This window comes from Sinorhizobium chiapasense (assembly GCF_045277575.1).
GTDB classification, from domain to species: Bacteria; Pseudomonadota; Alphaproteobacteria; order Rhizobiales; family Rhizobiaceae; genus Ensifer; species Ensifer chiapasense_A.
On the sequence record NZ_CP144205.1, the window covers coordinates 1,245,460 to 1,258,611 of the forward strand.

The following is a 13,152-nucleotide window of genomic DNA, read 5'->3' on the forward strand; positions in this document are numbered from 1 at the left end:
ATCGTGCGTCGTTGCCGTCTCGTTTAATCGATTTGACCCAATTGATTGACTGGGGCCGCAACGCAGCAGCCCATTTGGGCGGTGAGGTCAACCTTTGACCAGAGAATGCCAGCAAGTGATGCCGTCGCCGGCAGGCGGCGGTTGGGGGAACGCTTTTTATGGTGGACGCAATGGCCTTGCCGCTGGGCACAGATGAGGGACTCGCGGCGCAGGACCGGCGCGCGTCCTTTGCTCTCCCGGGCTTGATGCTGGCGACCGGCGCCTTGATCTGCGCCACCATCTCGCTGCTCGTGCTTCTCGGATTGACGCCGATACGGCTCGAGAGAAACGTCGTCATTGCCTGCGCTGCCATCAACAGCCTGTTCGTCGTCGGCCTTATCTACCTGATCGCCCGCGAAATCCTGCGGCTGCTGCGGGCCCGCAGCAAGGGCCGCGCCGCCGCGCGCCTGCACGTGCGCATCGTTGCCCTGTTTTCGATCGTCGCGATCACGCCGGCGGTTCTCGTCGCGATCTTTGCCAGCATCACCCTCGATGTCGGTCTCGATCGCTGGTTTTCGCTTCGAACCCAGGCGATCGTCCGCTCGTCGATCAACGTTGCCCAGGCCTATGTGCTCGAGAATGCCAGCTATCTGCAGGGGCAGACCGTGTCGATGGCGAACGACCTCGAACGCAACCGGCAGCTCTACAGCCTCGACCGCACCGGTTTTACGGAGCTGATGACCCGCCAGGCGCGGGGCCGCGGCATGCTCGGCGCCTTCCTCGTGCGCGCTGACGGCAGCGCCATCATCCAGGCCAACATTTCCACCGACCGCCCACTGCCGGCCATTCCACCGGACGCGCTGAAAAGCTCCGTCTCCGGCCAGCCGACCCTGATCCCGCCAGGGGTTACCAACCTCGTCGGCGCCGTGATCCCGCTCGACGATATTCCAGGCACCTATCTCTACACGGTTCGCAATGTCGATCCGGAAGTGATGCGCTCGCTGCGGCTGATGGAAGAGAACACGGCTGAGTACAAGATGCTGGAGGCCGGGCGGACCTTCACGCAGATCGCCTTCGGCGTCCTCTACATCGGCTTTGCGCTCATCGTTCTCCTGGCGGCGATCTGGACCGCCATCGCCGTCGCCGACCGGATCGTCCGGCCCATTCGCCAATTGATCGGCGCTGCCGATAGCGTCGCCTCGGGCAATCTCGACGTCGTCGTGCCCGTGCGCGCCGTCGACGGCGACGTTGGCAACCTGTCGCGCACCTTCAACAAGATGGTCTCGGAAATCCGCAGCCAGCAGGAGCAGATCCTGGAGGCGAAGGACGAAGTCGACCATCGCCGCCGTTTCATCGAGGCCGTCCTTTCGGGCGTGACCGCGGCCGTGATCGGTGTCGGCCGCGATCGGCAGATCACCATCGCCAACTCTTCCTCCGAAGATTTCCTGAAGAAGGCGGCACCTGAACTCCTGGGTGCCGATCTGCGCACGGTGGCGCCCGAGATCGAAGAGGTCCTGGTCGAGGCGGAAAACCGCCATCGCAACGACTACCGCAAGCAGATCAACATCATGCGCGGCGGGACCGAGCGGACGCTGAACGTTCAGGTAACGCGCGAAGAGGGCGGCGAGTCGAACGAATCCTACGTCATCACCATCGACGACATCACCGACCTCGTCATCGCGCAGCGATCGACGGCCTGGGCCGACGTGGCGCGCCGCATCGCGCACGAGATCAAGAACCCGCTGACGCCGATCCAACTCTCCGCCGAGCGCCTGAAGCGCCGCTACGGCAAGCAGATCAATCAGGAAGACAAGACGGTCTTCGACCAGTGCACCGATACGATCGTGCGCCAGGTGGAAGACATCGGCCGGATGGTCGACGAGTTCTCGGCTTTCGCGCGCATGCCGAAGCCGACCAAGGAGAAGGCCGATCTCCGCGCGATCCTGAAGGATGCGATGTTCCTGCGCGAGATGGGCAACAATCACATCGATTTCGTGCGGGACCTCGGCGAAGAGCCGCTCGAAGGCCTGTTTGATGGGCGCATGCTCGGTCAGGCCTTCGGCAACATCGTCAAGAATGCGGTCGAATCGATCGAGGCGGTGCCTGCTGACGCGGTGCGCGGCCACGCGATGATCGTTGCGCGAGCACGAATTGACCTGGCCTCGGGTCGTTTCGTTGTCGATATCATCGACAACGGCAAGGGGCTGCCGACGGAGAACCGGCACAGGATTCTGGAGCCGTACATGACGATGCGCGAGAAGGGCACGGGCCTCGGGCTCGCCATCGTCAAGAAGATCATCGAGGACCATGGCGGACAATTGGAATTGCACGATGCGCCAGCCGATTTCGACGGCGGTGTCGGGGCGATGATCCGCGTGATCCTGCCGCCTGCCGGAGAGGCCGGGGGCGAAGACAGTTTGAAGGATAAGGGTGCGAGCGATGGCCGCTGATATTCTGGTTGTGGACGATGAGGAAGATATCCGCGAGATCGTGTCGGGTATCCTCTCTGACGAAGGGCACGAAACCCGCACCGCCTTCGACAGCGACAGCGCGCTGGCGGCGATCAGTGATCGCGTGCCGCGTCTGGTCTTCCTCGATATCTGGATGCAGGGAAGCCGCCTCGACGGACTGGCGCTGCTCGACGAGATCAAGGGACGGTATCCGGATCTTCCGGTCGTCATGATTTCGGGTCACGGCAACATCGAGACCGCGGTCAACGCCATCAAGCGTGGCGCCTACGACTTCATCGAGAAGCCCTTCAAGGCCGACCGCCTGATCCTGATTGCCGAGCGGGCGCTGGAAAACTCGAAGCTCAAGCGTGAAGTCTCTGAGCTGAAGAGGAAGTCCGGCGATCCCGTTGAGTTGATCGGCACGTCGGTTGCCGTGTCGCAGCTTCGTCAGACGATCGAGAAGGTCGCGCCGACCAACAGCCGCATCATGATCCAGGGGCCGTCCGGGTCGGGCAAGGAACTGGTCGCGCGGATGATCCACCGCAAGTCGACGCGCTCGGCCGGTCCGTTCGTGGCGCTGAACGCCGCGGCGATCACGCCTGACCGCATGGAGGTCGCGCTTTTCGGAACCGAAGGCACGCCGGGCCAGCCGCGTCGCACGGGCGCTCTTGAGGAGGCTCATGGCGGCATCCTCTATCTTGACGAAATCGGCGAGATGCCGCGCGAGACGCAGAACAAGATCCTGCGCGTGCTCGTCGACCAACAGTTCGAACGCGTCGGAGGCACCAAGCGCGTCAGGGTCGATGTCCGGATCATCTCTTCGACGGCCTACAATCTCGAAAACATGATCTCCGAGGGCCTGTTCCGCGAAGACCTGTTCCACCGGCTTGCCGTCATTCCGGTGCGAGTGCCGGCGCTCGCCGAGCGGCGCGAGGACATTCCGTTCCTCGTCGACATGTTCATGCGCCAGGTCAGCGAGCAGGCGGGTATCCGTCCGCGCAAGATCGGCGACGACGCGCTGGCCGTGCTCCAGGCCCATGATTGGCCCGGCAACATCCGCCAGCTTCGCAACAACATCGAACGTTTGATGATCCTTGCGCGCAGCGACGGTCCGGATACCCCGATTTCTGCCGACATGCTGCCGACGGAAGTGGGCGATACCCTGCCGAAGATCTCGGCCCAGGGCGACCAGCACATCATGACCTTGCCGTTGCGCGAGGCTCGCGAAATGTTCGAGCGTGACTATCTGATCGCGCAGATCAACCGATTCGGCGGCAATATTTCGCGCACGGCGGAATTCGTCGGTATGGAACGGTCGGCGTTGCATCGAAAGCTGAAGTCGCTGGGCGTCTGAGCCGATACAACTTACGGCCTTGGCACCCGCGCTCCTACAGCGCTGCGCGTCCATGCAGCAATTCAAAATGCTACAGCGACTTTTGCGCGTCTGATAAGACGCGCGGCGCTGTAGACGCAAAGGTCGCTGTAGTTCATTGAAAGGACGACATGAAGGTAGTCATTTGTGGCGCGGGGCAGGTCGGATACGGCATCGCCGAGCGGCTGGCACAGGAAGACAATGACGTATCGGTGATCGATACGTCGGCGGCGTTGATTGCCAACATCACCGAGAGCCTGGACGTACGCGGCTATGTCGGACACGGCGCGCATCCGGACGTGCTCGCCAAGGCCGGCGCCGACCAGGCCGACATGCTGATCGCCGTCACCCTTTCCGACGAAGTCAATATCGTCGCCTGTGAAGTGGCGCATGCAATCTTCAACGTGCCGACGAAGCTTGCGCGCATCCGGGCACAAAGCTATCTCGCGCCCGAGTATTCGAATCTCTTCTCCCGTGAGAACGTGCCGATCGATGTCACCATTTCGCCCGAGGTCGAGGTTGGGCGGCTGGTATTGCGGCGTATTTCCTTTCCCGGCGCAATTGACGTCGTGCGTTTCGCCGAAGATCGCATTGCCATGGTCGCCTTCGAGTGCCTCGAAGATTGCCCTGTTGTCGGCACGCCGCTGCAGCAGTTGAGCGAACTGTTCCCCGATCTGCTCGCGACGGTGACCGGTATTTTCCGCAACGGCAAGGTCATGGTGCCGCACTCTGATGACCAGTTGCAGGCGGGCGATATCGCCTATGTCGTTTGCGACCGGGACCATGCCCGCCGGACCCTGGCGCTCTTCGGCCATGAGGAGCAGGAAGCGCGGCGCATCATCATCTTCGGCGGCGGCAATGTCGGCTACTTCGTTGCCAAGACCATCGAGGAGCATCAGCCGCGGACCCGGGTGAAGCTGATCGAGAGTGATCGCGACCGGGCAGTGGTAATGGCGGATAAGCTGAGCAACACCGTTGTCCTCAACGGCTCGGCGATGGATCAGCGGATCCTGGCGCAGGCGGACGTTCAGGGTGCCGATCTCGTGGTTGCACTGACGAACAATGACCAGATCAACATCCTCGGTAGCATGATGGCGAAGCGGCTCGGCGCCAAGTCGACGCTCGTCTTGATCAACGAACCGTCCTATCAGGATTTTGCTGGCACGGCTGGCGTGGACGCCTATGTGAACCCGCGTGCCGTGACGATCTCCCGCGTGCTGCAACATGTGCGCAAGGGACGCATTCGCTCCGTCTACGCGGTGCAGAAGGGAATGGCCGAGGTGATCGAGGCCGAAGCGCTGGAAACGTCGCCGCTGGTTGGCAGCGCCCTGCGTGACCTCGAACTTCCCGATGGCATCCGCATCGGGGCGCTCTACCGCGACAAGACGTTCATCCGCCCGGACGGCAACACGAAGATCAAGGCAAAGGACCGTGTGGTGCTCTTTGCGACCGCCGATGCCGTGCGGCATGTCGAACAGCTTTTCCGCGTCAGCATCCAGTATTTCTAGGGCCGAGATCCATGCCAAGAATTGCCTATGTCAACGGTGCCTACGTGCCGCACGCCGACGCCGCAGTCCATATCGAGGACCGCGGTTATCAGTTTGCAGACGGCGTCTACGAGGTCTGCGAGGTCCGTCATGGTTACATCGTCGATCTCAACCGGCATCTCGATCGTCTCGACCGTTCGCTTCGTGAATTGCGCATCGACTGGCCGATGAGCCGTGCGGCGCTCGTGCATGTGATCCGGGAGGTTATCCGGCGCAACCGGGTCCGGAATGGTCTGTTCTACCTGCAGGTCACGCGCGGCGTGGCGCGCCGCGATCATGTGTTCCCGGCCAAGGAGACCATGCCGACGATCGTGGTGACGGCGAAGCGCACCGATGCCGAAGCCATTGCCAAAAAGGCGACGCAGGGGATCTCGACGATCACCGTGCCGGAAAACCGATGGGACCGGGTGGACATCAAGTCCGTCGGGCTTCTCCCCAACGTGCTTGCCCGCCAGAAGGCGAAGGAGGAGGGCGCGCAAGAGGCGATTTTCGTCGACGCCGATGGCACGGTGAAGGAGGGCGCCGCGACCAATGTCTGGATCGTCGATCGCGACGGAACGCTGCGCACACGTCCGGCGGAGCACGGGATCCTGAAGGGAATCACCCGCACCACACTGATGGACGTCGCGGGCCCGCTTGGGCTCAAGGTCGAGGAGAGAGCGTTCTCGGTCGAGGAGATGCTCGCGGCGCGCGAGGTGTTCATCACCGCTGCTACCAGCATCTGCTTTCCGGTCGTTTCGGTGGACGGCAGGCCGATCGGCAATGGCCATCCGGGAAGCATAGCACAGAATATTCGTGAAGCCTTTTTCGGCGTTGCGGAAAAGACATTGATTTGATACCAAACTTAGAGAGGTGTCGGGGAAGGTACTTGTGGCGCCTCTGATTGCAGATATCGACAAAAATGCACCGGCGCGAAACGCCGGCAAATAAGAAAGAAGCGGCGCGATGGCGGAACGTTCTCAAAACTTGCAGGATCTCTTTCTCAACACGGTCCGCAAGCAAAAGATTTCATTGACAATTTTTCTTATCAACGGTGTCAAGCTCACGGGTGTCGTGACATCTTTTGACAATTTCTGCGTCCTGTTGCGTCGCGATGGCCACTCGCAACTGGTCTACAAGCACGCGATCTCGACCATCATGCCCGGCCAGCCGCTGCAGATGTTCGAGAACGAAGAAGCCGCATCCTGACGGGACGTTAGGCACATTACCAAGCGGGATTCAAAATCGTCGTCGATCATTCCGGAGCTCGAGAAGCTCCGCGACGACATGCGCGCGGTCGTCATCGTTCCGGTCTTGAAAAAGACCGGAAGACAGTCCGCAGAAATACTCTCGACCATGACCACACGCTCGGATGAAAGCCGCCTCGACGAGGCGACCGGGCTGGCGCTGGCGATCGACCTCGATGTCGTGCATGGTGCCATCGTTCCGGTGGCGCAGCCAAAGCCCGGCACCCTGCTCGGCACCGGCAAGATCGAAGAGATCGGCCACATCCTCGTCGAACAGGATGCCGGTCTGGTTATCGTCGACCATCCCTTGACGCCGGTGCAGCAGCGCAATCTCGAGAAGGAATGGAACGCCAAGGTCATCGATCGAACGGGCCTCATCCTCGAGATTTTCGGGCGCCGCGCTTCTACCAAGGAAGGCACGCTGCAGGTCGATCTTGCACATCTCAACTACCAGAAAGGCCGCCTGGTCCGAAGCTGGACCCACCTTGAGCGTCAGCGCGGTGGCGGCGGCTTCATGGGCGGTCCGGGTGAAACCCAGATCGAAGCGGACCGGCGCCTGCTGCAGGACCGCATCGTCAAGCTCGAGCGCGAACTGGAGCAGGTCCGCCGGACCCGGCAGTTGCACCGTTCCAAGCGCAAGAAGGTGCCGCATCCGATCGTCGCCCTCGTCGGCTATACCAACGCCGGCAAGTCCACGCTTTTCAACCGCATGACCGGGGCGGGCGTGCTCGCCGAGGACATGCTGTTTGCGACGCTCGATCCGACGCTTCGGCGTCTGAAGCTGCCGCATGGCCGCATGGTGATCCTCTCCGACACCGTCGGTTTCATCTCCGACCTGCCGACGCACCTCGTCGCCGCCTTCCGCGCGACGCTTGAAGAGGTGCTGGAGGCGGATCTGATCTTGCATGTGCGCGATCTCTCCGATCCGGACAACCAGGCGCAGGCAAGCGATGTGCTCCGCATTCTCGCCGATCTCGGCATCGACGAGAAGGAAGCCTCCGAACGGCTGATCGAGGTCTGGAACAAGATCGACCGGCTGGACGTCGAATCGCGCGAAGCGTTGCGCGGCAAGGCCGCGACCTCGGACAATACGGTTGCCGTCTCGGCGATCACTGGCGAGGGCGTTGACGAGCTGCTCGCCGAAATCGGTCGACGCCTGTCCGGCGTTCTGACGGAATGCACCGTCGTGCTCGGCATCGACCAGTTGCAGCTTCTGCCCTGGATCTATCAGCACGCCATCGTCGATGGCCGCGAGGATCTGGAGGACGGGCGGGTGAGCCTCGATCTCCGGCTGACCGAAAACGAAGCCGCCGATCTGGAGCGCCGTCTCGGAAACGGGCCGAAGCCCGTCGAGGAAGACTGGTAAGCCTGAGCGCTCGCCCAGATCCACTCGTTTCATTGGCTGCGTGCAAGGGGACGCACATCGCAAATCTGCGTCCTTATGGTCCTAGCCCAACTGCCGCTCGATCGCCTTGGCCGCCTGCCAAAGCTCTTCCATGCGTTCCAGCGTCGCGTTATCCAGCGTCTCGCCGCCGGCTTCTAGCTCGCGCTCGATATGGGCGAAGCGGCGGCGGAACTTGGTGTTGGTGCCGCGAAGGGCCATTTCGGGGTCAGTCCCGACGTGGCGGCCGATATTGACCACTGCGAAGATCAGATCGCCCAGCTCGTCGCTGACCTTGGCGCGGTCCTTTTCGCGCAGCGCCTGGCGCAGTTCGCCGATCTCCTCCTCGATCTTGTCGAGGATCGGTTCGGGCTCCGACCAGTCGAAGCCAACCTTGGCGGCACGCTCCTGCAGTTTCAGCGCTTCGACAAGCGCCGGAAAGGAGCGCTGGACCGAACCGAGATGGCTTGCAGCGGCATCCGGGGCGAGGCCGCGCTTGCTGCGTCGCGCCTGTCGTTCTGCCTTCTCGGCCTTCTTGATCTCGTCCCATTGCAGCTTGACCGCCTCGGGCGTATCGGCGTCGGAACGGGCAAAGACATGCGGATGCCGGCGGATCATCTTGCGCGTCACCGCCTCGACGACGTCGCCGAAGGCGAAGTCCCCGGCTTCCTCCGCCATGCGGGCGTGGAACACCACTTGCAGCAGGAGATCGCCGAGTTCGTCACAGAGGTCGTGCATGTCGCCGCGCTCGATGGCGTCGGCAACCTCATAGGCTTCCTCGATCGTATAGGGTTTGATCGTCTCGAAGGTCTGGACGATGTCCCAGGGGCAGCCGGCCTCGGGCTGACGGAGCGCCGCCATGATGTCGAGCAGGCGTTGGATGTCGCGTGAAGGTTCCATGGATCTCAGTTCAGCGGAATGGCGTTCTGATCCTTGCCCGACTGGTAGCTGTCGGAAAGGCTCTGGTAGCGGGCGCGGATGCGGGCATCCTGGGCGGCAAGCCGCGTACGGGTCTCAATATCGGCGTCCTTCGCAAGGGCCGCGATCGAGGCCGAATGCCAGAAGGCGTTGTCCCTGGCGTAGCCACCCGGCTCCAGGCGGAAGACTTCCTTGAGGATCTTCAGGTCATGCGGGATCGCGAAACTGTCGCGCGAATCTTCGTGGCTGAAGAAGTAATAGAAATTGTCGAAACCGGCCCAGGTGATTGCCGAAAGGCACATGGAGCAGGGCTCGTGCGTCGACAGGAAAATGAGGTCGCGCGTATCGGGCTTCTCCGCCATCTCGTAGAAGCGCTTCAGCGTGTGGACTTCGCCGTGCCAGAGCGGGTTTTCCGTCTCGTTATTGGTTTCCGCCAGCACCAGCGACAGGTCGGACTTGCGCAGGATCGCAGCGCCAAACACCTTGTTGCCCGCGGCCACACCCTTTTCGGTGAGCGGCAGGATATTCTGCTCGATGACGGTCAAAAGCCGTTCGGCGAGGTCCGATTGGGTCATGCTTGCATCTCCGGCAGGTCAGTGACCGCATTTAACGGAGGTTGCCCCCGCGGCGCAATGGCTGCGGAAGGACCGGCCGCTTAACGGGACCGGAGATATTTGCTCAAAATGGTGCACCACCGAGCAAAACAATACGGGACCGGAAAGGCATTGAAATTTCTGTTCCTTCAATTGTCGTGCCCTATGCGGGATATTCGGCGCAGCCTGTAGAAGGAACCCTCTGCCAGACCATGACGCAGCAGCTCGCCGTTTTCCCCGCATTCTTTCGCGTCGCGCAGAAGCGCGTGGCGGTTTTCGGCAATGGCGACGAGGCCTTTGCCAAGGTGCGGTTGTTGTTGAACACGGAAGCCTCGATCGTCGTCTACGCCGATGAGCCGGAGGCGGAGTTCGCGCAGTATCTTCGTGATCGCGCCATCGAGCACGTCGCCGCCGCCTTCGCTCCCGAGCAGCTCGACGGCGCCATCCTCGTTTTTGCCGCGACCGGCAATGCCGCCGATGACCGGCGCATCGTTGTCGCCGCGCGTGAACGCAAGATCCCGGCCAACGCTGTAGATCAGCCCGACTTTTGCGACTTCTTCACGCCGGCGCTCGTCAATCGTGCTCCGGTCGCAGTCGCCATCGGCACCGAAGGGGCAGGGCCGGTGCTGGCCCAGATGATCCGCGCCCAGATCGATCAGCTCCTTTCGCCTTCGCTCGGTGTCGTCGCGTCGCTTGCCGCGAGCTATCGCGAGGCCGTCGACCGCCTGGTGCCGCGTGGCGTGGCGCGCCGGCTCTTCTGGCGCCGGTTCTTCCAAGGTCCGGTCGCCGACAAGGTCGCCGGCGGCGATCTGGCGGCTGCCCGGCGCGAGGCGTCGCGCCTGCTCGATGCGCCTGAGAAGGCGTCTGGCCATGTCTGGCTCGTTGGTGCCGGTCCGGGCGCTGAAGACCTGCTGACGCTTCGCGCCCAGCGCGTGATGATGGAAGCCGACGCGATCGTCTATGACGCGCTGGTGCCGCAGGCGATCGTCGATATGGGCCGCCGCGACGCCGAGCGCCTGTCCGTCGGCAAGCGCAAGGGCTGCCACACGAAGTCTCAGGACGAGATCAACCAGTTGCTCGTGGCGCTCGCCGCCGAAGGCAAGCGAGTCGTTCGGCTGAAGTCCGGTGATCCCCTGGTCTACGGCCGCGCCGGCGAAGAAATGGCGGCACTGCGCGAAGCCGGTATCAGCTATGAGATCGTCCCGGGGATTACGTCGGCCTTTGCCGCCGCCGCTGATTTCGAATTGCCGCTGACGCTGCGCGGCGTTGCCTCTTCGCTGGTCTTCACCACCGGTCACGATCTGACCGGCGAAGTCTTGCCCGATTGGGCACGGCTTGCCGTTTCCGGTGCCACGATTGCGGTCTATATGGGCCGGACTGTCGCCGCGTCCGTCGCTGGCCGTCTGATGCAGGCCGGCCTTCCGGCGGAAACGACCGTCGCCGTCATCGAGAACGCCAGCCGCGCGGATCGTCGCTTGCTGCATGGCACGCTGAAGGATCTTCCGGACCTCGAAAACCGAAGCGAGCTTTCAGGTCCGGTCATGGTCATCATTGGCGAGGCCGTTGCCGGCGCCAACTTCGGGCGGTCCGAACCGCTCGTTGTCGGCAAATCACGCGGCGCCAAGAAAACCGCTGAAGTCGCCTCCGGGCGCAACGAACAGATTTTGAGCTGAGGAAGAGACGATGGTGAGCAAGGTTTTGACGGCAAATCGGCTTTCGGACGGCATTTCCGTCTGGCTGGATGCCGCCGGCAACTGGGCCGAATCGCTTCAGGATGCCTTTGTTGCCCGCCATGCTGAGGCCGTGACGGCGCTCGAAGCGACGGGCAAGCAGGCGTTCGAGGATAACAAGGTCGTCGACGTCAATGTCGTCGACGTCGAAGAGATCAACGGCACGCTTCGGCCGCTGCGCATGCGTGAACGCATCCGCGCCGAAGGCCCGTCCATCCCCTATGCTGCCGGCTACAACGGTCTGGCCGGCCCGAAACACGCTGCCTGAGGAACCGATACCCGATGTACCGTTACGATGAATTCGACCACGCTTTCGTTTCCTCCCGCGTCGAACAGTTTCGCGATCAGGTCGAGCGCCGCCTGAGCGGCGAGCTCGCCGAAGATGCCTTCAAGCCGCTGCGTCTGATGAACGGCGTCTATCTGCAGTTGCATGCCTATATGCTGCGCGTCGCCATTCCCTATGGCACATTGTCGAGCCGTCAGATGCGCATGCTCGCCCATATCGCGCGCAAATATGACCGCGGCTATGGTCACTTCACCACGCGCCAGAACATCCAGTACAACTGGCCGCGCCTTTCCGATACGCCGGATATCCTGCAGGAACTGGCAACGGTTGAGATGCACGCGCTGCAGACCTCGGGCAACTGCATTCGCAATGTCACGGCCGATCACTTCGCCGGTGCGGCAGCCGATGAGGTTGCTGATCCAAGGCCTTATGCCGAAATCCTGAGGCAATGGTCGAGCGTTCACCCGGAATTCTCGTTCCTCCCGCGCAAGTTCAAGATCGCCGTCACCGGCGCCGAGCGTGACCGCGCCGCGATCCAGGTCCACGATATCGGCCTGCACCTCAAGAAGGACGAGAACGGCCGCATCGGCTTTGCCGTCTATGTCGGCGGTGGCCAGGGCCGCACGCCGATGATCGCCAAGAAGATCCGCGACTTCCTGCCGGAAGAGGACCTGCTGTCCTACACCACGGCGATCATGCGCGTGTACAACCTCCACGGCCGCCGCGACAACAAGTACAAGGCCCGCATCAAGATCCTCGTGCACGAAACTGGCGCCGAAGAACTGGCGCGCCAGGTCGAGGTCGAATTTGCTGCGCTCAAGGACACCGAGCTGAAGCTGCCTGAGACGGACATTCAGGCGATCTCCACCTATTTTGCGCCGCCGACGCTCGGTGACCGCGCCGAAGGCTGGGAGAACCTCGCGCGCTGGAAGAAGACCGATGCGGACTTTGCCCGCTGGGTGCAGCAGAACGTGCAACCGCACAAGCATCCGGATTACGGCATGGTGACGATCTCGCTGAAGCCGATCGGCGGCATTCCGGGTGACGCAAGCGACGCGCAGATGGACGCCGTTGCCGATATCGCCGAGGAATATGCCTTTGATGAAATTCGCGTCAGCCACGAGCAGAACCTCATCCTGCCGCATGTGGCGCTGGCCGATCTCGAGCCGGTTTACCGTGCGCTCGTTGCCGCCGGCCTTGCGACCGCCAATGCCGGCCTGATCACGGATATCATTGCCTGTCCGGGGCTGGACTATTGCGCGCTTGCCAATGCACGCTCCATTCCGGTGGCCCAGGAGATTTCGAACCGCTTCGGCTCGCCCGAGCGCCAGGCTGAGATCGGCGAACTGAAGATCAAGATTTCCGGCTGCATCAACGCCTGCGGTCATCACCATGTCGGCCATATCGGCCTGCTCGGTGTCGAGAAGAAGGGTGCGGAACTCTATCAGATCACGCTCGGCGGCTCCGGCGACGAGAACACCTCGATCGGCGAGATCATCGGCCGCGGCTTCGAGCCGGAGAAGGTGACCGATGCCGTCGAGACGATCGTCGACACCTATCTGGGACTGCGCCGCGACAAGGACGAGACCTTCCTCGAAGCCTATCGCCGCGTCGGCCCGCAACCCTTCAAGGACGCGCTCTACGGCAGTGCGCAGGAAGCTGCCTGAGGC

The 13,152-nt window shown here is 62.5% G+C and carries 11 protein-coding genes; 9 read left to right on the plus strand and 2 right to left on the minus strand.

The genetic code is table 11. The features are described 5' to 3' along the window. Positions 1–158: 158 nt before the first annotated feature. The 6 genes from QM996_RS06110 (at position 159) to hflX (ending at position 7,940) form a co-directional block, all read left to right on the plus strand. Positions 159–2,429 (plus strand): sensor histidine kinase NtrY-like, encoded by a 2,271-nt coding sequence (locus tag QM996_RS06110; RefSeq protein WP_500269690.1) that lies wholly within the window; start codon positions 159–161, stop codon positions 2,427–2,429. Next, the gene (ntrX, locus tag QM996_RS06115; protein WP_500269691.1) at positions 2,419–3,783 is read left to right on the plus strand and encodes a sigma-54-dependent transcriptional regulator; all 1,365 of its coding nucleotides are present in this window, start codon (positions 2,419–2,421) and stop codon (positions 3,781–3,783) included. Before QM996_RS06110 ends, ntrX begins: the two co-directional genes overlap by 11 nt. A gap of 149 nt (positions 3,784–3,932) precedes the next feature. Next, complete coding sequence (gene trkA / locus QM996_RS06120; RefSeq protein ID WP_500269692.1) at positions 3,933–5,309, plus strand: Trk system potassium transport protein TrkA; 1,377 nt, start codon at positions 3,933–3,935, stop codon at positions 5,307–5,309. Positions 5,310–5,320: 11 nt separating this feature from the next. After that, a complete protein-coding gene (locus tag QM996_RS06125; protein ID WP_500269693.1) occupies positions 5,321–6,184 on the plus strand; it encodes a D-amino-acid transaminase in 864 nt (287 codons plus the stop codon). A 109-nt stretch (positions 6,185–6,293) separates the two neighbouring features. Further along, positions 6,294–6,536 (plus strand): RNA chaperone Hfq, encoded by a 243-nt coding sequence (hfq, locus tag QM996_RS06130; protein WP_003535434.1) that lies wholly within the window; start codon positions 6,294–6,296, stop codon positions 6,534–6,536. 78 nt (positions 6,537–6,614) lie between these two features. Beyond that, positions 6,615–7,940: an HflX GTPase family protein gene (hflX, locus tag QM996_RS06135; RefSeq protein ID WP_500269694.1), complete on the plus strand. Its 1,326-nt coding sequence runs from the start codon at positions 6,615–6,617 to the stop codon at positions 7,938–7,940. 81 nt (positions 7,941–8,021) lie between these two features. Here the strand turns inward: hflX and mazG are convergent, their stop codons facing one another. Next, complete coding sequence (gene mazG, locus QM996_RS06140) at positions 8,022–8,855, minus strand: nucleoside triphosphate pyrophosphohydrolase (protein WP_500269695.1); 834 nt, start codon at positions 8,853–8,855, stop codon at positions 8,022–8,024. Between the two features lie 5 nt (positions 8,856–8,860). Beyond that, positions 8,861–9,448: a tRNA-specific adenosine deaminase gene (locus tag QM996_RS06145; RefSeq protein ID WP_500269696.1), complete on the minus strand. Its 588-nt coding sequence runs from the start codon at positions 9,446–9,448 to the stop codon at positions 8,861–8,863. 230 nt (positions 9,449–9,678) lie between these two features. On the opposite strand from QM996_RS06145, the gene cysG reads away from it, so the two are divergent. From cysG to QM996_RS06160, 3 genes are read left to right on the plus strand one after another with little or no spacing between them, the layout of a single operon-like run. Beyond that, positions 9,679–11,139: a siroheme synthase family protein gene (gene cysG, locus QM996_RS06150; RefSeq protein WP_500269697.1), complete on the plus strand. Its 1,461-nt coding sequence runs from the start codon at positions 9,679–9,681 to the stop codon at positions 11,137–11,139. A gap of 10 nt (positions 11,140–11,149) precedes the next feature. Further along, positions 11,150–11,464, plus strand: coding sequence for a DUF2849 domain-containing protein (locus QM996_RS06155; RefSeq protein ID WP_173516356.1), 315 nt, complete (start codon positions 11,150–11,152; stop codon positions 11,462–11,464). A gap of 14 nt (positions 11,465–11,478) precedes the next feature. Then, positions 11,479–13,149 carry a nitrite/sulfite reductase gene (locus QM996_RS06160; RefSeq protein ID WP_500269698.1) on the plus strand — a complete coding sequence of 557 codons (1,671 nt, stop codon included), beginning with the start codon at positions 11,479–11,481 and terminating at the stop codon, positions 13,147–13,149. Positions 13,150–13,152: the final 3 nt, after the last annotated feature.

Bases quoted from the DNA above. Each gene is read 5' to 3' on its own strand.
- mazG (WP_500269695.1), bottom strand. From the start codon at position 8,855: ATGGAACCTTCACGCGACATCCAACGCCTGCTCGACATCATGGCGGCG.
- cysG (WP_500269697.1), top strand. From the start codon at position 9,679: ATGACGCAGCAGCTCGCCGTTTTCCCCGCATTCTTTCGCGTCGCGCAG.
- QM996_RS06160 (WP_500269698.1), top strand. From the start codon at position 11,479: ATGTACCGTTACGATGAATTCGACCACGCTTTCGTTTCCTCCCGCGTC.
- QM996_RS06125 (WP_500269693.1), top strand. From the start codon at position 5,321: ATGCCAAGAATTGCCTATGTCAACGGTGCCTACGTGCCGCACGCCGAC.
- QM996_RS06145 (WP_500269696.1), bottom strand. From the start codon at position 9,448: ATGACCCAATCGGACCTCGCCGAACGGCTTTTGACCGTCATCGAGCAG.
- QM996_RS06110 (WP_500269690.1), top strand. From the start codon at position 159: ATGGTGGACGCAATGGCCTTGCCGCTGGGCACAGATGAGGGACTCGCG.
- trkA (WP_500269692.1), top strand. From the start codon at position 3,933: ATGAAGGTAGTCATTTGTGGCGCGGGGCAGGTCGGATACGGCATCGCC.
- hfq (WP_003535434.1), top strand. From the start codon at position 6,294: ATGGCGGAACGTTCTCAAAACTTGCAGGATCTCTTTCTCAACACGGTC.
- hflX (WP_500269694.1), top strand. From the start codon at position 6,615: ATGCGCGCGGTCGTCATCGTTCCGGTCTTGAAAAAGACCGGAAGACAG.
- QM996_RS06155 (WP_173516356.1), top strand. From the start codon at position 11,150: ATGGTGAGCAAGGTTTTGACGGCAAATCGGCTTTCGGACGGCATTTCC.
- ntrX (WP_500269691.1), top strand. From the start codon at position 2,419: ATGGCCGCTGATATTCTGGTTGTGGACGATGAGGAAGATATCCGCGAG.